We start from the raw sequence: 20282 nt of genomic DNA, 5'->3' as shown, positions 1-20282 counted from the left end.
CCGCAGTTCGTACGTACGTCCCCGTCCGGGTTTCCGGGCGGGGACGTACGCGTTCCTCGCGCCTCAGCCGGCCGTCGCGTACAGCTCCCCCAACTCCCCGATGGCGCGGGCGATTTCCTTACGGGCCTCCGCAGGGCCCACCACCTCGACATCGGCCCCGAACTGCAGCAGATGACGGACCGCCTCGACGACGGGGTACGCCACCTCGGCGCGCAGCCACACGTCGGAGCCCGCCTCCGGCTCGGGCGGTGCGGTGAAGTAGCCGCCCGCGATACGGGTCACCATGTCGAGCCGCTCACGGCGCACCCGGACCGTGACGTGGACGTCGGCGCCCCGCTCCTCCACCTCGCGGCGCAGCGCGTGCCACACGTCGCTCAGTCCCACGCCGGGCCGCCGGCGCACCTCCGCGTCCAGGACGCCCACGTGCGCGAGCCGGTCGGCGCGCAGCAGCCGCGGGGCGCGGCGGTGGTCGGCGATCAGGTACCAGGTGCCGGCCTTGGCGACGAGGCCGTAGGGGTCGACGGTGTAGGTGCGCAGCGTGGTCCGGCCGCTGTGGCGGTAGCGCACGCGCAGCCTGCGGTCGCTGAGGACCGCGGCGTACAGCGTCTCCAGGCCGGTTCCGCTCTCCGGGCGGGGCGCGGCGTTCCAGCGGTCGGGTTCGACGAGGATGCGGCGGCTCGTCAGTTCGGCGGCCGGGCGGTGCGGGGCGGGCAGCGCCGCCATCACCTTGCGCAGCGCGGAGGCGAGCGCGTCGTCGAGGCCGAGCGCCTCGTGGGCGCTGCGCGAGGCCAGCACGAACAGGGCGCGTGCCTCGTCCGTGGTGAGCCCGGTGACGTCGGTCCGGAAGCCTGCGAGCAGCCCGATGCCGCCGTCCTTGCCGCGTTCGGCGTACACGGGGATACCGGCGGCCGACAGCGCTTCGACGTCCCGGTAGATGGTGCGCTGCGACACCTCGAGGCGTGCGGCGAGCTCCTTGGCCGGGACGAGGGCGCGGTGCTGGAGCAGCAGCACGATCGAGAGCAGACGGTCGAATTTCACCCGCGCAGAATATGACGGCAGTTGTCATATATGCCCAGCACACTCGGTTCCGTTGACGGCGGCTTCGGCGAAGGAGCAGGACATGGAACACATCGACTTCGAACCCCTTGTGGCGCAGGTGGAAGGACCTGTGCTGCTGCCCGGGCAGGAGAGCTACGACGAGGAGCGCACGGGCTTCAACCTGGCGGTGCACCACAGCCCGGACGTGATCGTCGGCGCCGTACGGCCCCAGGACGTGGCGGCGGCCGTCTCCTTCGCCGCGGCGCACGGTCTGCCCGTCGCGGTGCAGGGCACCGGACACGGCTTCTCGGTGACGGCCGAGGGCGGACTCCTGGTCAGCACCCGCCGGATGGACGGCGTCCGCATCGATCCTCGGACCCGTCGCGCCCACGTCGGGGCGGGCGCCCGCTTCGATCAGGTGGTGCCCGAGGCGGCCCGGCACGGCCTGGCGCCGCTCAACGGCTCCGCGCCCCATGTGGGCGTCGTCGCCTACACGTTGGGCGGCGGTCTCGCCCTGCTCGGCCGCAGCCACGGCTGGGCGGCCGACCGGGTCCTGTCCCTTGACGTGGTGACGGCCGACGGACGGCTGCGCCACGTGACCCCGGACACCGAGCCCGAGTTGTACGGGGGGCTGCTGGGCGGCCGGGACAACTTCGGCATCGTCACCGGCATGGAGTTCGCGCTGGTCCCGGTGGCCCGGCTGTACGGCGGCGGGCTGTACTTCGACCTCCAAGCGACCCCGGGCGTCGTCGAGGAGTACGCGCGGTGGACCGCCACGGTGCCCGAGCAGATGAACTCGTCGCTGGCCCTGATCCCCTTCCCGGACGACCCGCAGGTCCCCGAGCCGCTCCGCGGGCGGCACGTCTGCCACGTACGGATCGCGTTCACCGGCACCCCCGAGGAGGGCGAGCGGCTCGTCGACCGCCTCCGCGCGGCCGGCCCGCGCCTCCTGGAGAGCCTGCGCGACCTGCCGTACGCGGAGAGCGCGAGCATCCACGACGACCCGCCGTTCCCGATGCCGTGGGCCGCCGACAGCGCCTTCCTCACGGACCTGGACGCCGATGCGGCGCACACGCTCCTCGAGCGCACCGGCCCCCTGGCCCCGCTGCCGGTGATCGTCGAACTCCGCCACATGGGCGGCGCGTTGACCCGCAGGCCCGCCCACCCGAACTCGGTGGGCGGGCGCGATGCCCGCTTCATGCTGGCCGTCCTCACGCTCGTACCGGACGACTCCGCGACGGCAGGTGCGCAGGCGTACCTGGACGGCGTCTTCAAGGACCTCGCCCCCTGGACGGCCGGGCGTTTCCTGAACTTCATGGGCCACGGCGAGGGAGCCGGTCCGGAGCGGACCCGCACCGCGTACACCCCGGAGGACCACCGCCGTCTGAGCGCCCTGAAGGCCGTGTACGACCCCGGGAACCTCTTCCGTCTCAACTACAACATTCCGCCGCTGAGTGCCGATGACCGCCAGGCCGACGCCTCTGACGCCTCTGACGCCCCTGACACGCCTGACGCGCCCGTCACCTTCATCAACATCTTCGAAATGACCGCGGGAGACCTCGAACCGTTCATCGCGCAGTGGGAGCGTCGGGCCGCGCTCATGAGCACGAAGGACGGATTCCTCGACTCCCGTCTGCACCGGGCCCGTTCCTCGGCCACGCGCTTCCAGCTCGTCAACGTGTCCCACTGGGAGAGCCAGGAGGCGTGGGAGGCGGCCACGGCGGATCCCGAGTTCCACCGGCGCACCGATGCCGCGTCGCACGATCCGCGGACCCAAGTCACCCCGAATCAGGGCCTGTACGACATCGCCGTCGAGCACGTCCGTACCCCGCCGCGCCCGTGACACCCTGACCCCATGCGCGCAGCCCGCCTCATCAAAATGGTGCTCCTGCTCCAGTCCCGCCCCGCCATGACCGCCGCCGAGCTCGCCGAGGAGCTCGAAGTGTCGGAGCGGACCATCACACGGGACGCCCAGGCGCTCTCCGAGGCCGGGATTCCGGTGTACGCGGACCGGGGGCGGCTCGGCGGGTACCGGCTGGTCGGCGGGTACCGGACGCGGCTGACGGGTCTCGGGCGGTCGGAGGCCGAGGCGTTGTTCCTGTCCGGGGTGCCGGGGGCGCTGCGGGAGATGGGGCTGGAGGACGCGGCCTCGGCCGCGCGGCTCAAGGTGTCCGCGGCTCTGATGCCGTCGCTGCGGGACGCCGAGCAGAATGCGGCGCAGCGGTTCCATCTGGACGCGCCCGGGTGGTACCAGGAGCCGCAGACACCCGGGCTGCTGCCCGTCCTGGCCGACGCGGTGTGGGACGACCGGCGGGTCAGGGCGGTGTACGGGCGTCAGGACGCCGAGGTCGAGCGCGAGTTGGAGCCGTACGGGCTCGTGCTCAAGGCCGGTGTCTGGTACCTGTGCGCGCGGGTTCCCGGGTCGGGGTTCCGGGTGTACCGGATCGACCGCTTCACCGAGGTCACCGCGGACGGCGAACGGTTCGAGCGGGACGAGGAGTTCGATCTGCCCGGGTTCTGGGAGGAGCGGGCGGTGCAGTTCGCCCGGTCCATCCTGCGGGCCGAGGTGCGGCTGCGGCTCTCGGAGGCCGGTGCACGGAGGCTGCCGCACGTCACGGACAAGCAGGCGGCCGCCGAGGCCCTGCAGGCCGCCGGGGAGCCCGATACGGAGGGGCGGGTGACGGTGACGCTCGCGGTGGAGTCCGCGGAGGTCGCGTACACCCAACTCGTCGTCCTGGGGCCGGAGGCGGAGGTGCTGGCGCCGGCCGAGCTGCGGGAGCGGTTCGTGGAGGGGGCGCGCGGGATGCTGCGGTTGTACGGAGAGGGTGGGCGCTCGGCCTGAGGGAGCGGGTGTTCGTACGGAGGGAGCGGGTGCTGAACGCCGCGCCCGCCCCCTCCGTACGAACTCAGCGGTAGTCCTCCGAACGCGGTGTGCCGCCCTTCGCCTCGGCCGCCATGAATCCCCAGACGTCGGGCCGGCTGCCGTCGGTGTCCGTGACGCCGTACGTACGGGCCAGGTCGCCGCTCGACAGCGATGTGCCGTTCCAGCGCGCGCGGTCCGGATCCGCCGCCAGGGCGGCGACGCCGCGGCCCAGATACGTGGGCGACTCGGACAGGTCCCAGAGGTGGTGGTGCTCGATGCCGTCGCGCCACGTCTCCTCGGTGAGCTTGAAGCCGTCGAGCATCTCCTCGGACCGCAGGAAGCCGGGGGTGACCGCGACCGCGCTGCAGCCTTCCTTCTTCAGCTCCTCGCCGAGGAGGAACGCCATCCGGATCGGGCCGTTCTTGGCGAGGTCGTAGTAGAAGTTCTCGCGCATGCCCCGGTTCGAGTCGGCGGTTCCGTCGGTGACCTCGACGACCAGGCCGCCCGGGTTCCTGGTGAGCAGCGGCAGCGCGATGCTCGACGTGATGATGTGGGTCCGCACGCCGAGATCGATCATCCGCAGCCCGCGGTCCAGGTCGACGTCCCACATCTTCGTACCGAAGTCGAGCAGGCTGTTGCCGCCCCAGACGTCGTTGACGAGGACATCGAGCCGGCCCTGCTCGCGGTCGATCCGCTCGACGAGGGCGCGGACCTGGCCGGCCTGGAGATGGTCGGTCGGTACGGCGATGCCGGTGCCGCCCGCCGCGTCCACGAGTTCTGCCGTCTGCTCGATGGTTTCGCCCGGCCGGCCGACTTCGCTGACCTGGGTACGGGTCGTGCGTCCCGTGACGTACACGGTCGCGCCGGCCCGTCCGAGTTCGACGGCGAGCGCACGGCCCGCGCCTCGGGTCGCGCCCGCCACCAGAGCGGTCTTCCCCGCCAGGTCCTTCGTGTCCGTCTTGTCTGTCGCCATCTCTGTCGCCGTCCCTGTCGCCATCTCTGTAGCCATACGAGGAGCGTGACGGGCAATCCCGACATCCTCTGTCCGCCTTTCCGCGCACATTCCCCGCGCGGGCGCCGCGCATAACAAGACCGGCACTCCGCGTGCGTCGTACCGCCGCAGGCCCGATGCTGGATCCGTGATGGACGAGACGGAGTTCTGGGAGCTGATCGACACCAGCCGCGCGGGCGCCGAGGGCGACCCCGAGGACCATGCCGAGCTGCTCGTCGAGCGGCTGCTGCGGCTCGACCCGGACTCCGTGCTCGACTTCGCCCGCCATTTCGAGGCCCGCTACAACCGTGCCTACCGCTGGGACCTGTGGGGCGCGGCCACCGTGCTGCTCGACGGCGCCAGCGACGATGCCTTCGACTACTTCCGCTGCTGGCTCATCGGGCAGGGGCGTGAGGTCTTCGAGGGCGCGCTGCACGACCCCGACTCGCTCGCGGAGCTGCTCGGCGAGTTCGACGAGGAGATCGACGGGGACGGTGAGGAGCTGGGGTACGCGGCGGACGAGGCGTACGAGCAGCTCACCGGTGTCGTCGCCCCGGACCTCGGCATCGCGCCCGCGCCGCCCGAGCCGGAGGGGACGCCGATCGACTTCGAGGACGACGGGGCGCTCGCGCGGTACTTTCCGCGGCTGTGGGAGCGGTTCGCCGCCGAGTGAGGCCGCCCGGGGCGGGGTCCGGGGCTGGCTCCCGTGGCGGGCTCCCGAGGCGGGGTCAGGTGCGCGAGAGCACCAGCAGCGCCACGTCATCGCGAATTGCTTCCGCGAAGCGTGACACGTCGCGCCACACCGCCTCCGTCAGTGCCACCGGGTCGGGCCCGAAGGCTTCCGGGAGCTTGGCAAGACGCTGTTCCAGCGGGTAGTACGTCCCCGACGCGTCACGCGCCTCCGTCACTCCGTCCGTGTGGACGAGCAGCCGGTCGCCGGGCAGCAGGGTGAGGCTGAGGACCGGAGGCGCCGCGTAGGTGGCGAGGTCGAGGCCGAGCGGGGCGCCCGGCAGGACGGGCAGCTCCCTGACGGAGCCGCCGCGGAGCAGGAGCGGAGGCGGGTGGCCGCAGGACAGGACCCGGACCGCGGAACCGTCACGCGGGAACTCCAGAAGCATCGCGGTCGCGAAGAGTTCGTGGTGCGCCGGGTCCGTGGCAGCGGCCGCGGAATCCACCACGAGCCGGCGGTCCAGGCGTGCGGCCACCCCTTCGAGACCCGGCTCGTCGAGGACCGCCTCGCGGAACGCCCCGAGGAGCGCGGCGACCGTGCCCACGGCCGCGAGCCCGTGCCCCTGCACGTCGGCCACCAAGGCCCGTACGCCGTAGGGGCCTTGCCGTACGTCGTACAGATCGCCACCGAGCAGCGTGCCGCGCTGGGCCGCGCGGTAGAGCGCCGCGCACCGCACCGGGCCCACCTGCGGCGTGAGCGGGGGCAGGACCGCGAGCTGGGCGGCCTCCGCGACCGAGCGCACGGTCACGAGCTGGGCGTCACGGCGGCTGCGCCGCCAGGAGATGATCACGCTGAGCACGGCCACGAACAGGACGGTGAGCGCGTCGGCGTTGCCGGGGTGCTCCCAGCGCAGCCCGGGGACCGTGAGCAGCACCAGGACCGCGCCCCCGAACAGGGCGGTGGCGACGGGGCCGTAGGCGAGGGCCGCGAGGGGCGGGGTGGCGGCGAGCAGGAAACCCAGCTCGACGCGGGACGGCGTGACTTCCTGGAGGATCACCAGGGCGACTATCAAGGCGACCGGGAGCAGCCGGAGCCACAGCGGGGTCCGGGGCCGCGCCTCCCCCGGCAGGTACGCGACGTCACCGCCGGGCGCGCCCCGCACCCGCAGATCACTGAGCCGACGACGTCCGGCGCCCGGCCGGGCTGCGGAGTCGGGTGCGGCGGCGCGACGGTTCACACCTGTCACCCTCGCCTGAGCTGTGCGTATGCGCACCCCGAGGGCGGGGCCGCGGGTCAGTCCTCCAGTGACCGGCCCATCAGCACGTCGTCCACATAAGTGCCGCCGAGCAGGAACTCCTCGGGCAGTACGCCCTCGACCCTGAAGCCCTCGGACTCGTACAGCTTGCGCGCGGCGGTGTTGTGCCCGAGGACGCGCAGTGTCATCCGGCGGGCGCCCCGCTCGGCCGCCCAGGCACACGCGGTCCGGATGAGCGCACGGGCCACGCCCCGGCCACGGGCGGACTCGGCGACGGCGATGCCCTGGATCTGACGGACGTGGGTGCTGGCGGGCAGCGGTGTGGGCGGCACGACCCGGATGTACCCGGCGACCTCACCGTCGACCTCCGCGACCAGGTACTGCTCGGGCCCGTGCCGCTCGTCGAAGAACGGCGCGTCCGGCTGCGGCCGCGGCTGCACCGCGTGCAGCGTCGACCAGGTCGCGTGATCGATCCGCGCGAGCGCAGCCTCGTCGGTACGGCGTGCGGAACGTATGAGGGGCGACGGCATCGGGCCACTGTACGGGTGGGGTGTGGGTGGGGGGCAGGGGTGTGTGGGGCGGCCTCGGGCGGAGGCGGGTCACCGGGTGACCTGACGGCCGCCGGGCGGGCAGGATGGGGCCATGACGCAGCCGTCGCAGCTCCGTATCGCCGTCGCCGGTGCCTCCGGTCTCATCGGCACCGCCCTGATCCGCTCGCTCAAGGACGATGGGCACGAGGTGGTGCGCCTGGTCCGGCGCCCGGCCCGTACGGCGGACGAGGCCGAGTGGGATCCCAAGCGGCAGTACGTACACGCCTCGGGGCTCGCGGGATGCGACGCGGTGGTCAATCTGGCCGGCGCGGGCGTCGGCGACCGCCGCTGGAACGCCGCGTACAAGAAGGAGCTGCGGGACAGCCGCGTCCTCGGCACGGCGGCGCTCGCCGAGGCCGTCGCCACGCTCGACGTACCGCCGCGCGTCTTCGTGAACGGCAGCGCGATCGGCTACTACGGCGATACGGGCGGGCGCGCCGTCGACGAGAACGCGCCCGCGGGCGAGGGGTTCCTGCCGGCGATGTGCGTGGAGTGGGAGGAGGCCGCGGGGGCGGCGGTCGAGGCCGGGGTGCGGACGGTGTTCGCGCGCTCGGGTCTGGTGGTGGCGCGCAAGGGCGGGGCGTGGGGGCGGATGTTCCCGCTGTTCAAGGCCGGGCTCGGGGGACGGCTCGGGAACGGGCGGCAGTACTGGAGCTTCATCGCGCTGCACGACGAGGTCGCCGCGCTGCGGCATCTGATCGACACCGAGGACCTGTCGGGCCCGGTGAACCTGACGGCCCCGGAGCCGGTCACGAACCGCGAGGTCACGGCAGCCATGGGCCGCGCCCTGCACCGCCCGACCCTCTTCACGGCCCCGGCCCCCGCACTGCGAGTGGTACTCGGCGAGATGTCCTCGGACGTCCTGTGCAGCCAACGGGTGCTCCCGAAGCGCCTGTTGGCCTCCGGGTTCACGTTCGCGTTTCCGACGATCGACGCGGCGGTGGGGGCGGCGCTCAGGGGATAGCGGAGGCGTTCTGTTCTGCGGCGCCGAAGACCCCGCCCGACCACCGATGCGAGCACCCGGCGCGACCCCATGCCCCTCCCCGCGGCACCCAGTGCCCCGCCCGGCCCGCCCACGCGCCCCCATGCGACCACGCCCTGCCCCCGCGCGGCTACTCCCCGGAGGCGGGCCCGCCTACGCTTCAAGCCGGAACTCCGGTATTCCCCACCGGAGTTGGGGGCAGGCGCCCCCGACGGGTCACGTCATTTCCGGGAGGCACACGTGCTGGACCCCGCGCACCGCGCCGACGCCGACGTCATCATCGTGGGGGCCGGTGTCGCCGGTCTCTCGGCGGCACTGCAGCTGACCACCGCGGGCGTGCGCGCCCTCGTCCTGGAGGCGGCCCCGGACGTGGGCGGGCGGATGGCGACCGAGGACGTGGACGGCTTCCGGCTGGACCGGATCGGACAGCTCCTGTCCACGTCGTATCCGGAACTGCGCCGCACCCCGGGCCTCGACGCGCTCGAACTGCGCCCCTTCTCGCCGGGCGTCCTGGTGCACCACGAGGGCCGTCTGCAGCGCAGTTGGGAGCCGCGGTCCACCCTGCGGACGGGCCCGCCGGCCGGCCGGAGCGCGAGGGGCGCACTCACGGCGGCGCGCGCCCTCGCGAGCGCCCCCCGGGTACGGTCCCGCACGGCCCGCCCGCCGCTCGGCGGCGCCCTGGACCAGGCCCGGCTCGGCGCGGCGCTCACCCGGCTCGCGGCCACCCCGGTGGAGCGGATCCTGGCCCGTCCCGAACTCCCCGCGCTGGATGCCCTGTTGTCCCGCGGCCTGCCATCGCGCACGGTGGAAACGTTCCTGCGCCCCCTGCTCTCGGCGCTCCTGTGCGACCCGGAGCTCACCACGTCGAGCCACTGCGCCGACCTGACCCTGCGCGGCTACGCGCGCGGCCGCCTCTGCGTCCCGGAGGGCGGGGCGCACAACCTGCCGCGGCTGCTCGCGGCGGCACTTCCGCCGGGCACCGTACGGACGGGAGTGAAGGCGGTCGACATGGCGACGACCTCGGTGCGTACCGCCGGGCACGGCGAACTCACCTGCCGCGCCGTCGTCCTGGCCACCGGCGCCCGGCAGGCCGCCGAACTCCTGCCCGGCCTGCGGATGCCCGCCTTCCACCCGGTCACGGTGCTGCACCACACGGCCCCGCACCCGCCGCTCAGCGAACCGGCCCTGATCCTGGACGCGGACCGCTCGGGCCCCGTCGCCCACACCTCCGTCATCAGCGAGGTCGACCCCTCACGCGCCCCCGCCGGACGCCCCCTGATCACCTCGGTGGTCCTCGGGCCGCCGCCCCCGGAGCGCGAGGTCCGCACCCAACTCGCCCGCCTCTACGGCACGTCGACGGCCGCCTGGGAGCTGCTCGCCGTCCACCACGACCCCGAGGCGGTGCCCACGATGCCCGCGCCGCACGACCTGCGCCGCCCCGTGCGGCTCCTGGCCGGGCTCTACGTGTGCGGCGACCACCGCGACACCAGCACGGTCCAGGGCGCGCTCTTCTCGGGCCGCCGCGCGGCCCACGCCCTGCTCCGCGACCTCGGCGTCACTCCGGCGTACACGGAGGAGGACGCCCTGGCCGCGGCCTGAGCGCCCGGGCACCTACCTCACCCCAGCCGCCCCGGGCACCTGCCTCACCCCAGCGCCGCGACGCGGTCCCGGTACCCCCGGACGGGACTCGCGTCGCGGTACGGCTCCAGCCGCCGCTCGAAATCCCGTACATATTCGAGCGCCCGCACGGACCGCATCTCCGAGGCCTGCTGCGCCGCCTCCGCGCCCAGCGCGCAGGCCTGGTCCAGCTCGCCGAGGCCCAGGCGCGCGGTGGCGAGCACGACGCGGCAGAAGAGCCGCGAGCGGGCATAGCCGGGGGCGCGCAGCTGGAGCGAGCGCTCCGCGTTCTGCGCGGACGCGCGGAACTGCTGCAGATCCCGGTGGCAGTGCCCGAACTCGTCGGCCAGCTGCGCCTCGTCGAAGAACCGCGCCCAATACGGCACGTCGTCCCCGGGCCGCGCCCCGTCGAGCGCGCGCTCGGCCCGCACGAGCGAGGCCGTGCAGGCCCGTACGTCGCCGAGCACCCCGTGCCCGCGCGCCTCGACCGAGTGCAGGAGCGCCTGCACGACGGGCGGCGCGGAGGGCCCGATGCCCTGCTGCGCGACCCGCGCGAGCTGCACCGCCTCGCGCCCGTGCCCGAGGTAGACCGCCTGCCGGCTCATGGTCACGAGCACATACGAGCCGTACGCGCGGTCGCCGGCCGCCTGCGAGAGCCGCAGGGCCTGCACGAAGTAGCGCTGGGCGAGGCCGTGCGCGGCGATGTCGTACGAGGTCCAGCCGGCGAGGCGGGTCAGATCCGCCGCGGCGGCGAACAGCCGGCGGCCCGCGGCCTCGCTGTACGTGCCGCGCAGCATCGGTTCGGCCTCGTGCTCCAGGTACCGCACGAGGGCCTGGCGCGCGTGCCCGCCGCCGTAGGCGTGGTCGAGGGCGCGGAAGAGCTCGCCGACCGCGCGCAGGGCCGCGATGTCGCCGCCGCTGACCTTCTGGCCGGGGCCGCGCTCGGTGTGCCGCTGCCGCGGCACCCCGGTCCTGCCCTGCTCGGGGACGCGCGAGGGCGCCTCTCCCCTGCCGACGCGTTCGTCGGCCCGTCCGATCAGCCAGTCACGGCTGGGGACGACGAGCCCGGCGGGCGTGAAGGCGATCTTCCGTAACTCCGCATGGCTGCCGGAGTCCTTGCGCCACAGACCGCTGACGATGTCGACGGCCTCCTCGGGGCTGCCCGCGAATTCGAGACCCGCATAAACGGGCGCACAGGCGTCGAGCCCCAGGTCCTGTGCGGTGAGCCGGCGCCCGAGGCGGCGCGTGAACACCTCGGCGATCAGCGCGGGCGTGGTGCCGCGCGGCTGCTGCCCGCGCAGCCAGCGGGTCACGGAGGTCTTGTCGTAGCGCAGGTCGAGGCCGTGCTCCAGGCCCAGCTGGTCGACCCTGCGGGCCAGACCGGCGTTGGAGAACCCTGCCTCTGCGATGAGCGCGGCGAGCTGGCGGTTGGGGGTGCGCTGCGGAGGTCGTTCCGTCATCGGCTCTGCGGTCTCCTGCCGTTCGGGTCCGGGCGGCGCATGGCGAGGTCGGTGGGCCAGCCGCTGGACGGCGCGAATGTAGCGGGCCCGGCGGGGGGTGTTCGAGGTATGCCGAGGGGTTCATCCGATCGTGTGAGGGAACGCTTTCTTCCCCCACCCCACCGGGCCCCGGCTGTACCGACGCGCACCCTCCGCGGCACAAGGCGCCCCGCACCCGGCAGCCGCCCGCGGTGGCCTCGGCGACGGCATGTCCGAGCCGAGTCGTACAGTTGCCGGAAGGTGACGCGTGCAGCGTGCAGGCAAGTCGAGGCCGGCCCACGCGAACGCACGCAGGAACAGGGAGGCACCGACGTGAGCGAGTTCCGCTTCGTCCGTATGGGATTCGGCGACGAGATGGTCGACTACCAGGTCGCCTGGGACGAGCAGCGCCGCGTGCACGCCGCCCGCTTCGAGGACGCGGTCCCGGACACCTGTCTGCTCCTGGAGCACCCGCCCGTCTACACGGCGGGCCGGCGCACCGCCCCCGAGGAGCGCCCCCTCGACGGCACCCCGGTGATCGACGTGGACCGCGGCGGCAAGATCACCTGGCACGGCCCGGGCCAGCTCGTCGGGTATCCGATCCAGAAGCTGCCCCGCCCGGTCGACGTGATCGCGCATCTGCGCCGCCTGGAGGACGCGATGATCGCGGTCTGCGCCGAGTTCGGCATCACGACCTCGCGCGTCGAGGGCCGCGCGGGCGTCTGGGTGCTCGGCGACCCCGTGGAGGACCGCCCGCGCTTCGGCGGACTCACCCTCGACTTCGACCCGCGCTCCACCGACCCCGAGTTCGACCCGCGGCTGAACGGTCCGGAGTACGCGCCGTCCAACGCGGGCCAGCGCGCCGAGGACCGCAAGATCTGCGCGATGGGCATCCGGGTCGCGAAGGGCGTCACGATGCACGGCTTCGCGCTCAACGTGAACCCGGACACCTCGAACTTCGACAAGATCATCCCGTGCGGCATCCGGGACGCGGGCGTGACCTCGCTCTCGTACGAACTCGGCCGCGAGGTCACGATCGAGGAGGTGCTCCCGATCGCGGAGAAGCACCTGCTCGACATCCTGGGCCACGCCGACCTCAGGCCGCGCGAGGTCGCACCGGCCGTCTGACACCGCGTGCCGCCGCACGGGGTCCGGCGCGTTCCGCCGTACGGGGAATGCGGACGGGCAGCCTGAGGTTGGCCTCGACGCACGGCCGCACAAAGCACGGGCGTACCCTGGTGTACGCCGAAGAATCGAAGCTGTAGGGAGCCCGACGTGTCCGCAGTCGCACCCGACGGACGCAAGATGCTGCGCTTGGAGGTCCGCAACGCGCAGACCCCCATCGAGCGCAAGCCCGAGTGGATCAAGACGCGGGCGAAAATGGGCCCCGAGTACACGAAGATGCAGAACCTCGTGAAGGGCGAGGGTCTGCACACCGTGTGCCAGGAGGCGGGCTGTCCCAACATCTACGAGTGCTGGGAGGACCGCGAGGCCACGTTCCTCATCGGCGGCGACCAGTGCACGCGGCGCTGCGACTTCTGCCAGATCGACACCGGCAAGCCCGAGGCGCTCGACCGTGACGAGCCCCGCCGCGTCGGCGAGTCCGTGGTCACCATGGACCTGAACTACGCCACCATCACCGGCGTCGCGCGCGACGACCTGGAGGACGGCGGCGCCTGGCTGTACGCCGAGACGGTGCGCCAGATCCACCAGCAGACCGCCGAGCGCGCCGACGGCCGCACCAAGGTCGAACTGCTCGCCCCCGACTTCAACGCGGTCCCGGAGCTCCTCAAGGAGGTCTTCGAGTCCCGCCCCGAGGTCTTCGCGCACAACGTCGAGACCGTGCCGCGGATCTTCAAGCGGATCCGCCCCGGCTTCCGTTACGAGCGCTCCCTCGGCGTCATCACCGCGGCCCGCGACTTCGGCCTCGTCACCAAGTCGAACCTGATCCTCGGCATGGGCGAGACCCGCGAAGAGGTCAGCGAGGCGCTGCAGCAGCTGCACGACGCGGGCTGCGACCTGATCACGATCACGCAGTACCTGCGTCCGTCGGTGCGCCACCACCCCGTCGAGCGCTGGGTGAAGCCGCACGAGTTCGTGGAGCTCAAGGAGGAGGCCGAGGAGATCGGCTTCGCCGGCGTCATGTCCGGACCGCTCGTCCGCTCCTCGTACCGAGCCGGCCGTCTGCACCAGATGGCCATCGAGAAGCGGGGCGCGTTCGTCGCCTCGCAGGCGGTCTGAGTTCTGCACACCCTTCGGAGCTTGTGACTTCGCGCACAAGAACCTACTCACGCGTAATACCGCATCGACGCGGCCCGTACGATCCCCGCAGGCAGGGGCTCCGTACGGGCCGCGTCAGGTTTCCGGGCCATTCCGTCAAGGCTTCATTGGTGTTTGACCGACCGGTCACGCGCTGGTAACACCAATCAGTGAGCCTGGGCTTACACCACGTAATACCCGTAGAACTTCATCGAGGGGGACCACCACCATGCAGGCCGCGCCCGTACGCGCCACCGCCATCCCGTCCGTGACCGACGCCCTGCGCGCCATGGAGACGCTCCTCCTCGGCAGCGGACAGCGGACCGCCCGTCGCAATGCGTGGACGTCCGTGCTCGAGGACCGGCGCCGCGCGAAGGACCGTGTCGAGGCTCAGCAGGTCCTGGAAGCCGCAGTAGCGGCCCGCACGTCGTAGTCCGTTCGAAGGGCACGTAAACTTCCAAGCATGGCGAGGAAGGACGACGCAGCGAGCGCTGCGAACGCAGGGCGACTCAAGCAGATCGCCCTCACTTACAAAATGACCCGACGGGCCGATTCGAAGATCGGTCTGATCATTGCCGCGGTGGGAATCGTCACCCTTGGTGTCTTCCTCGCGATCGGCTTCCTGATCGGACACCCGGTCTATCTCGGCATCCTGGGCTTCGTCCTCGCCTTCCTGGCGATGGCGATCGTCTTCGGACGCCGGGCCGAGCGGGCCGCGTTCGGACAGATGGAGGGCCAGCCCGGAGCGGCGGCCGCCGTCCTGGACAACATCGGCCGCGGCTGGCAGACGACGCCCGCGGTGGCGATGAACCGCAGCCAGGACGTGGTCCACCGGGCCGTCGGCAAGGCCGGCATCGTGCTGATCGCCGAGGGCAACCCGAACCGGGTGAAGTCCCTGCTCGCCGCCGAGAAGAAGAAGATGGCGCGCGTCGTGGCCGATGTGCCGGTGCACGACTTCATCGTGGGCAACGGCGAGGACCAGGTCCCGCTGAAGAAGCTGCGCACCACGATGCTGAAGCTGCCCCGCGTCCTGTCCGGACCGCAGGTCACCACGACCAACGACCGGCTGCGCGCGATGGGCGACCTCATGAGCAACATGCCGATCCCGAAGGGCCCGATGCCCAAGGGAATGCGGATGCCACGCGGTGGCGCGAACGGCCGCTGATCTCTCCTCGACCACGTGAACGGGGCGCCCGGATCTTTCCGGGCGCCCCGTTCTTACGTCTGCGCTTCTTCCGTCTGCGCTTCTTCCGTCTGCGTTTCCTACGTCTTCGAGTGGCCGGTCAGATCCGCACCTGCACCGCGCGCGCCAGCCGGTCGTGCAGGCCGCGGCCGTCGCGGTCCCAGATGAGGGCCGGGATCGCGAGGCAGAGCAGGACGCTGCGGACGAGCACGCGGAGGGGACCGAGGCGGTTGCCGTCGTCGGCGAGGACGCGCAGGCCCAGGATGCGCTTGCCCGGTGTGGAGCCGATGGTGCCGACCGTCAGGAGGCTCATGACGAGCAGGACCAGGACCGCCCAGTTGCCGGCCGCCTGGAGGTCACCCTGAGCGAGGAGACCGTATGCGATCAGCAGGCACAGGGCCCAGTCGATGAGGAGGGCGGCGATCCTGCGGCCCGGCCGCGCGATCGAGCCGGGACCGTGCTCGGGCAGACCGAGCTGCTCACCCCGGTAGCCGAACTCGACGCCCATGTCCTCGGCGGTCTGCCGCGGCCCCGAGAGCCACGATCCGATTGCTTGCCTGTTGTCCACGCGTCCACGGTACTGCGCCCCGTTTCGTACGGGACCGGGCGGGTGCTCTCCGGTCGGTCGTACGGGGGTGTGCGGGGGCCTCGTCTCACGGATGCGGCCGCGGAATGAGACGCCGGTCACCTCCGGCCCGGTTAACTTCCGCGAAACAAATGGGTCATGCTTGAGAAATCCCCCGTCCTTATGGTCGGGTCCAGCGTGTGCCACCGCACTGGCCGCACCACGAGCGAGACAGCCCCGGCTCCACCCCGGACCGGGAGTAGGAGGAGCTGGATGTTCCAGAACGCCGACGACGCCAAGAAGTTCATCGCCGACGAGGACGTGAAGTTCGTAGACGTCCGCTTCTGCGACCTGCCGGGTGTGATGCAGCACTTCACGGTGCCCGCGGCGGCGTTCGACCCGGACGAGGAGCTGGCCTTCGACGGTTCGTCGATCCGCGGCTTCCAGGCGATCCACGAGTCCGACATGGCGCTCCGCGCGGACCTGTCGACCGCCCGTGTCGACCCCTTCCGCCGCGACAAGACGCTCAACGTCAACTTCTTCATCCACGACCCGATCACGGGCGAGCAGTACTCCCGCGACCCGCGCAACGTGGCGAAGAAGGCCGAGGCCTACCTCGCCTCCACCGGTATCGCCGACACCGCGTACTTCGGCCCCGAGGCCGAGTTCTACGTCTTCGACTCGGTGCGCTTCGAGACCTCCGCCAACAAGTCGATCTACGAGATCGACTCCGAGGCGGGCGCCTGGAACACCGGCGCGGTCGAGAACAACCGTGGTTACAAGGTCCGCTACAAGGGCGGTTACTTCCCGGCCCCGCCGGTCGACCACTTCGCCGACCTGCGTGCCGAGATCTCCCTGGAGCTGGACGCGCAGGGCCTGCAGGTCGAGCGCCAGCACCACGAGGTGGGCACCGCCGGCCAGGCCGAGATCAACTACAAGTTCAACACGCTGCTCGCCGCGGCCGACGACCTGATGCTCTTCAAGTACATCGTGAAGAACGTCGCCTGGCGCAACGGCAAGACCGCGACCTTCATGCCGAAGCCGATCTTCGGTGACAACGGTTCGGGCATGCACGTCCACCAGTCGCTGTGGACGGGCGGCCAGCCGCTCTTCTACGACGAGGCCGGTTACGCGGGCCTGTCGGACACCGCCCGCTACTACATCGGCGGCATCCTCAAGCACGCCCCGTCGCTGCTCGCCTTCACGAACCCGACGGTGAACTCGTACCACCGCCTGGTCCCCGGCTTCGAGGCCCCGGTCAACCTGGTCTACTCGCAGCGCAACCGCTCCGCGGCCATGCGTATCCCGATCACGGGCTCGAACCCGAAGGCCAAGCGCGTCGAGTTCCGCGCGCCGGACCCGTCCTCGAACCCGTACCTCGCGTTCTCGGCGCTGCTCCTCGCGGGCCTCGACGGCGTGAAGAACAAGATCGAGCCGGCCGAGCCGATCGACAAGGACCTCTACGAGCTCGCCCCCGAGGAGCACGCGGGCGTCCCGCAGGTCCCGACCTCGCTCCCCGCGGTCCTCGACGCCCTCGAGGCGGACAACGAGTACCTGCAGGCCGGCGGCGTCTTCACGTCCGACCTGATCGAGACGTGGATCGACTACAAGCGCACGAACGAGATCGCCCCGATCCAGCTGCGTCCGCACCCGCACGAGTTCGAGCTGTACTTCGACCTCTAAACCGGCGGCTGTCCGCTAGTCCTCCGAAGAGGGCCTTTCCCCTGGCTGACCAGGGGAAAGGCCCTTTTTGCGTTGGCGGGCGGGAAATTTCTTCGGCGAACGCTCGCCATATACCCCCCAGGGGTATATGGTTCTGATCGTCGGACCGAACGGGACGGCAGCAGGAAGATCCGCATCGCACTTTGGGAGACGTCATGAGCGAGCAGCACATCGGACACGGCAGCCACCACTCCGGCCACGCCGACCACAGCGCTCACGCCGGTGCGCAGCCGGGTGGGCTCTCGGTGGCGCAGGACGGGTACACCGTCGAGCTGGACTCGGCGATCCTCCCGGCCGGGGTGCAGACGATCGGGTTCACCGTGGTCGGGGCGGACGGGCGGGCGGTCACCGAGTTCGTGGCCGAGCACGAGAAGGAGCTGCACTTCATCGCCGTACGCCGGGACACGGCCGGCTTCCAGCATGTGCACCCGGTGCGGGACGAGAAGGGGCACTGGACCGTCGAGCTGGACCTGCAGCCCGGTGACTGGCGGTTCTTCACCGACATCCACCCGGCCGGTCACGACGGGACGATCACGCTCGGGATCGACGCCGCGGTCGGCGGGGCGTACGCGCCGCAGCCGCTGCCCGAGGAGACCGGGGTCGCGGTGCTCGGCGAGAAGGGCGAGTACAGCGTGGCGCTGGCCGGCGAGCTGCGGCCCGGGGTGGCGAGCGAGCTGACTCTCACCGTCAGCCGTGACGGCGGCCCGGTCACCGACCTCCAGCCGTACCTTGCCGCGTACGGGCACCTCGTGGCGCTGCGCGTCGGGGACCTCGGCTACCTCCACGTCCACCCCGAGGGTGCGCCCGGTGACGGGGTCACGGCGGCGGGTCCGGGCATCTCGTTCATGGCGGTGGCGCCCACGGCCGGTACGTACCGGCTGTTCCTGGACTTCCAGCACGAAGGGGTCGTACGGACGGCCGAGTTCACCGTGCGGACCGTCAGCGAGTCCGCGCACCACGCCGGTCACGAGGCGCACGCGGGGCACCACGGACAGCACGGGCAGCACGGGCAGCACGGGCAGCACGCGGAGCACGGACACCACGGCCACCACTGACCGGCACAGCAAGGAGTGACAGCGATGCCCAGCAAGAACACCCCCGCCTGTACGGGCGCTTGCACCGCCCGTACCCGCGAAGACCCAGTCATCTGTACGCGCGGGGCCGCCCGGCCTCCACCCGAGCCCCCGCCGACCGCCTCCGAAGGAACCCCGTCATGCGACTCTTCGCCCTCCGCGACTACCGCCACCTCTTCGGCGCCCAGGTCATCGCCCTGTTCGGGACCGGCCTCACCACGGTGGCGCTGGGACTGCTCGCCTACGATCTCGCCGGGCCCCGTGCCGGTCTGGTCCTCGGAACCGCGCTCACCATCAAGATGGTGATGTACGTGGTCATCGCACCGCTCGCCGCCGCGTACGTCGACCGGCTCCCCCGCAGAACCCTCCTCGTCCTCCTCGACGTGATCCGCGCCGCGGTGGTCCTCGCACTCCCGCTGGTCAGCGAGGTCTGGCACATCTACGTACTGATCGGCCTGCTGCAGGCCGGCTCCGCCGCCTTCACGCCGACGTTCCAGGCAGTGATCCCGGACATCGTGACCGACGAGGCCGCGTACACCCGGGCGCTCTCCGCCTCGCAGGTCGCCTCCACGATGGAGAGCCTGCTCAGCCCGGTGCTCGCGGCCGTGGCGCTGACCTTCATGAGCTTCGACAACCTGTTCCTCGGCACGACGGCCGCGTATCTGATCTCCGCGCTGCTCGTCCTGTCGACCCGCATCCCCGACGCGCGGCCCAGCGCCCACACGAAGGCCTGGGACAAGGCGGCCTCCGGAATCCGGACCTTCTTCCGTACGCCCCGGCTGCGCGGCGTGATGGCGCTCAACCTCGTGGTGGCGGCGGCCGGTTCGATCGTCGTCGTCAGCACCGTGAACTACGTACGGGACCGGCTCGGCGGCGGGCAGTCGGACGTCGCGTGGATGCTGGCCTCCTCCGGCAGCGGCACGCTGGTGGCCGCGCTGGTGCTCCCCCGGGTCCTGGACCGGGTGGCCGCGCGGTCGGTGATGCTGACGGGTGCGGGTGTCCTGGTCGGCGGTACGGCCGGTGCGGTGGCGCTGATCCTGTCCGGTGCGGCCACGTGGGCCGGTACGGCGGCCGTCTGGACGGTCATCGGGATCGGCATGGCGCTGATCATCACCCCGACCGGCAAGGTCCTGCGGGCCTCCGTCGAACGGAACGCGATCCCCGAGGTGTTCGCCGCGCAGTTCTCGCTCTCGCACCTGGCGTGGCTCGTCACCTACCCGATCGCCGGGTGGCTCGGCACGAACGCGGGCCTGCCGCTCGCCTGGACCGTCCTCGCGGTCCTCGCGGTGGCGGGAGGGGCCGCCGCCCTCGCCCTCTGGCCGCGCCACGACCGGACGACGGCACCGGCCACGCCGGTCACCGGCACCCTGACCCGCGCGTCCCTGTCGAAGGCCGCGTAACCCTCTCCCACCCACCCCAGCGGGCACCCACCTCGGGTGCCCGCTGTGGCGCTCCGCCGGTGAGCGGAGACCGTGTCGCGGGTGGCCGCGAGGTACGTGGTTTGCTGGGGGCATGTCTACGTCCCGGCTCGATGGTGCCTCCGAGGAACTGCTCGCTCTTGTCTTTGCCGCGCTCGGTCAGGCCGTCGAGGCGCTGCGGGACAGCAAGGGGCAGGAGATGACGACCTTTGTCGTCATCGAGGGGGACGGCGGGCGGGATGTGGTGCGCTGCCGGGCCGACACCTTCGAGCGGGAGACGGAGATCGCGCGGGAGCAGTTGCGCAAAGCCGGGGCGGGCGCCCTGCGCTATGCGCTGGTGCACGACGGGTACTTCACCGTCGGCGAGGAGCGGTCCGAGGCCGTGATCGTGCAGGCGTGGGAGAACGACGGGACGCCGGGGCTGCAGTTCGCCCAGCGGTACGCGGTGGGGCGGCGGAAGCTGCGGCTCGCGTGCGAGACCGTGGGGCATCCGGCGTTCGCGGGTGAGGTGGAGGCGTTGGACGCCTCACCGCAGGACGCCCCCGAGCAGGACACCGTCTAGCGCTCCCCCACCTCAC

Annotated in this window: 19 protein-coding genes; 13 read left to right on the top strand and 6 right to left on the bottom strand. The window is 72.0% G+C overall.

The window, feature by feature from the left end; translation table 11 throughout:
- Positions 1-63: 63 nt before the first annotated feature.
- Positions 64-1038, bottom strand: a complete 975-nt coding sequence (locus ACIBI4_RS28235) for a helix-turn-helix transcriptional regulator (protein ID WP_399206904.1) — start codon at positions 1036-1038, stop codon at positions 64-66.
- An 82-nt stretch (positions 1039-1120) separates the two neighbouring features.
- Between ACIBI4_RS28235 and ACIBI4_RS28230 the strand changes: the two genes are divergently transcribed.
- Together ACIBI4_RS28230 and ACIBI4_RS28225 are read left to right on the top strand one after the other, a co-directional pair.
- Complete coding sequence (locus tag ACIBI4_RS28230) at positions 1121-2881, top strand: FAD-binding protein (protein ID WP_399206903.1); 1761 nt, start codon at positions 1121-1123, stop codon at positions 2879-2881.
- A 12-nt stretch (positions 2882-2893) separates the two neighbouring features.
- Positions 2894-3880 carry a helix-turn-helix transcriptional regulator gene (locus tag ACIBI4_RS28225; RefSeq protein WP_399206902.1) on the top strand — a complete coding sequence of 329 codons (987 nt, stop codon included), beginning with the start codon at positions 2894-2896 and terminating at the stop codon, positions 3878-3880.
- 64 nt (positions 3881-3944) lie between these two features.
- Here ACIBI4_RS28225 and ACIBI4_RS28220 read toward each other — a convergent pair whose 3' ends face one another.
- Positions 3945-4874 carry an SDR family oxidoreductase gene (locus ACIBI4_RS28220; protein ID WP_399206934.1) on the bottom strand — a complete coding sequence of 310 codons (930 nt, stop codon included), beginning with the start codon at positions 4872-4874 and terminating at the stop codon, positions 3945-3947.
- A gap of 169 nt (positions 4875-5043) precedes the next feature.
- On the opposite strand from ACIBI4_RS28220, the gene ACIBI4_RS28215 reads away from it, so the two are divergent.
- Entirely contained in the window at positions 5044-5565 is a 522-nt protein-coding gene (locus tag ACIBI4_RS28215; RefSeq protein WP_399206933.1) for a DUF4240 domain-containing protein, read from the top strand.
- Positions 5566-5620: 55 nt separating this feature from the next.
- On the opposite strand, the gene ACIBI4_RS28210 is transcribed toward ACIBI4_RS28215, so the two are convergent.
- Complete coding sequence (locus tag ACIBI4_RS28210; protein WP_399206901.1) at positions 5621-6799, bottom strand: PP2C family protein-serine/threonine phosphatase; 1179 nt, start codon at positions 6797-6799, stop codon at positions 5621-5623.
- A gap of 56 nt (positions 6800-6855) precedes the next feature.
- Complete coding sequence (locus tag ACIBI4_RS28205) at positions 6856-7347, bottom strand: GNAT family N-acetyltransferase (protein WP_399206900.1); 492 nt, start codon at positions 7345-7347, stop codon at positions 6856-6858.
- Between the two features lie 112 nt (positions 7348-7459).
- Between ACIBI4_RS28205 and ACIBI4_RS28200 the strand changes: the two genes are divergently transcribed.
- Together ACIBI4_RS28200 and ACIBI4_RS28195 are read left to right on the top strand one after the other, a co-directional pair.
- On the top strand, positions 7460-8371 hold the full coding sequence (locus ACIBI4_RS28200; protein ID WP_399206899.1) for a TIGR01777 family oxidoreductase: 912 nt from the start codon (positions 7460-7462) through the stop codon (positions 8369-8371).
- A 258-nt stretch (positions 8372-8629) separates the two neighbouring features.
- On the top strand, positions 8630-9988 hold the full coding sequence (locus ACIBI4_RS28195; RefSeq protein WP_399206898.1) for an FAD-dependent oxidoreductase: 1359 nt from the start codon (positions 8630-8632) through the stop codon (positions 9986-9988).
- A 44-nt stretch (positions 9989-10032) separates the two neighbouring features.
- Here the strand turns inward: ACIBI4_RS28195 and ACIBI4_RS28190 are convergent, their stop codons facing one another.
- Positions 10033-11466 (bottom strand): regulator, encoded by a 1434-nt coding sequence (locus tag ACIBI4_RS28190; RefSeq protein WP_399206897.1) that lies wholly within the window; start codon positions 11464-11466, stop codon positions 10033-10035.
- A gap of 351 nt (positions 11467-11817) precedes the next feature.
- Here ACIBI4_RS28190 and lipB point away from each other — a divergent pair, with 351 nt between their 5' ends.
- The 4 genes from lipB to ACIBI4_RS28170 all read left to right on the top strand — a co-directional run bounded on the left by lipB (position 11818) and on the right by ACIBI4_RS28170 (position 14908).
- Positions 11818-12612, top strand: a complete 795-nt coding sequence (gene lipB, locus ACIBI4_RS28185) for a lipoyl(octanoyl) transferase LipB (RefSeq protein ID WP_399206896.1) — start codon at positions 11818-11820, stop codon at positions 12610-12612.
- Between the two features lie 147 nt (positions 12613-12759).
- Positions 12760-13725 (top strand): lipoyl synthase, encoded by a 966-nt coding sequence (gene lipA, locus ACIBI4_RS28180; protein ID WP_399206894.1) that lies wholly within the window; start codon positions 12760-12762, stop codon positions 13723-13725.
- A 247-nt stretch (positions 13726-13972) separates the two neighbouring features.
- Positions 13973-14176, top strand: coding sequence for a hypothetical protein (locus ACIBI4_RS28175; RefSeq protein WP_399206893.1), 204 nt, complete (start codon positions 13973-13975; stop codon positions 14174-14176).
- 30 nt (positions 14177-14206) lie between these two features.
- On the top strand, positions 14207-14908 hold the full coding sequence (locus ACIBI4_RS28170) for a DUF4191 domain-containing protein (protein ID WP_399206892.1): 702 nt from the start codon (positions 14207-14209) through the stop codon (positions 14906-14908).
- A 118-nt stretch (positions 14909-15026) separates the two neighbouring features.
- Here the strand turns inward: ACIBI4_RS28170 and ACIBI4_RS28165 are convergent, their stop codons facing one another.
- Positions 15027-15494 carry an RDD family protein gene (locus ACIBI4_RS28165; protein WP_399206891.1) on the bottom strand — a complete coding sequence of 156 codons (468 nt, stop codon included), beginning with the start codon at positions 15492-15494 and terminating at the stop codon, positions 15027-15029.
- Between the two features lie 270 nt (positions 15495-15764).
- On the opposite strand from ACIBI4_RS28165, the gene glnA reads away from it, so the two are divergent.
- The 4 genes from glnA to ACIBI4_RS28145 all read left to right on the top strand — a co-directional run bounded on the left by glnA (position 15765) and on the right by ACIBI4_RS28145 (position 20266).
- The gene (gene glnA / locus ACIBI4_RS28160) at positions 15765-17174 is read left to right on the top strand and encodes a type I glutamate--ammonia ligase (protein WP_399206890.1); all 1410 of its coding nucleotides are present in this window, start codon (positions 15765-15767) and stop codon (positions 17172-17174) included.
- Positions 17175-17368: 194 nt separating this feature from the next.
- Positions 17369-18268 carry a hypothetical protein gene (locus ACIBI4_RS28155; protein ID WP_399206889.1) on the top strand — a complete coding sequence of 300 codons (900 nt, stop codon included), beginning with the start codon at positions 17369-17371 and terminating at the stop codon, positions 18266-18268.
- Between the two features lie 158 nt (positions 18269-18426).
- Positions 18427-19686: an MFS transporter gene (locus tag ACIBI4_RS28150; protein ID WP_399206888.1), complete on the top strand. Its 1260-nt coding sequence runs from the start codon at positions 18427-18429 to the stop codon at positions 19684-19686.
- A gap of 112 nt (positions 19687-19798) precedes the next feature.
- Positions 19799-20266 carry a hypothetical protein gene (locus ACIBI4_RS28145; protein WP_399206887.1) on the top strand — a complete coding sequence of 156 codons (468 nt, stop codon included), beginning with the start codon at positions 19799-19801 and terminating at the stop codon, positions 20264-20266.
- The last annotated feature ends 16 nt before the right edge of the window (positions 20267-20282 follow it).

The organism is Streptomyces sp. NPDC050418 (genome assembly GCF_044458745.1).
GTDB lineage: Bacteria > Actinomycetota > Actinomycetes > Streptomycetales > Streptomycetaceae > Streptomyces.
Note: the sequence above shows the minus strand (reverse complement) of the source record. Positions and strands in the feature narration are given on the sequence as shown.

What these genes read in the sequence shown, in the direction of transcription:
- ACIBI4_RS28230 (WP_399206903.1), top strand. Translation starts at nt 1,121, where the DNA reads ATGGAACACATCGACTTCGAACCCCTTGTGGCGCAGGTGGAAGGACCT.
- ACIBI4_RS28225 (WP_399206902.1), top strand. Translation starts at nt 2,894, where the DNA reads ATGCGCGCAGCCCGCCTCATCAAAATGGTGCTCCTGCTCCAGTCCCGC.
- ACIBI4_RS28220 (WP_399206934.1), bottom strand. Translation starts at nt 4,874, where the DNA reads ATGGCGACAGACAAGACGGACACGAAGGACCTGGCGGGGAAGACCGCT.
- ACIBI4_RS28215 (WP_399206933.1), top strand. Translation starts at nt 5,044, where the DNA reads ATGGACGAGACGGAGTTCTGGGAGCTGATCGACACCAGCCGCGCGGGC.
- ACIBI4_RS28205 (WP_399206900.1), bottom strand. Translation starts at nt 7,347, where the DNA reads ATGCCGTCGCCCCTCATACGTTCCGCACGCCGTACCGACGAGGCTGCG.
- ACIBI4_RS28200 (WP_399206899.1), top strand. Translation starts at nt 7,460, where the DNA reads ATGACGCAGCCGTCGCAGCTCCGTATCGCCGTCGCCGGTGCCTCCGGT.
- ACIBI4_RS28190 (WP_399206897.1), bottom strand. Translation starts at nt 11,466, where the DNA reads ATGACGGAACGACCTCCGCAGCGCACCCCCAACCGCCAGCTCGCCGCG.
- ACIBI4_RS28175 (WP_399206893.1), top strand. Translation starts at nt 13,973, where the DNA reads ATGCAGGCCGCGCCCGTACGCGCCACCGCCATCCCGTCCGTGACCGAC.
- ACIBI4_RS28170 (WP_399206892.1), top strand. Translation starts at nt 14,207, where the DNA reads ATGGCGAGGAAGGACGACGCAGCGAGCGCTGCGAACGCAGGGCGACTC.
- glnA (WP_399206890.1), top strand. Translation starts at nt 15,765, where the DNA reads ATGTTCCAGAACGCCGACGACGCCAAGAAGTTCATCGCCGACGAGGAC.
- ACIBI4_RS28155 (WP_399206889.1), top strand. Translation starts at nt 17,369, where the DNA reads ATGAGCGAGCAGCACATCGGACACGGCAGCCACCACTCCGGCCACGCC.
- ACIBI4_RS28150 (WP_399206888.1), top strand. Translation starts at nt 18,427, where the DNA reads ATGCGACTCTTCGCCCTCCGCGACTACCGCCACCTCTTCGGCGCCCAG.
- ACIBI4_RS28145 (WP_399206887.1), top strand. Translation starts at nt 19,799, where the DNA reads ATGTCTACGTCCCGGCTCGATGGTGCCTCCGAGGAACTGCTCGCTCTT.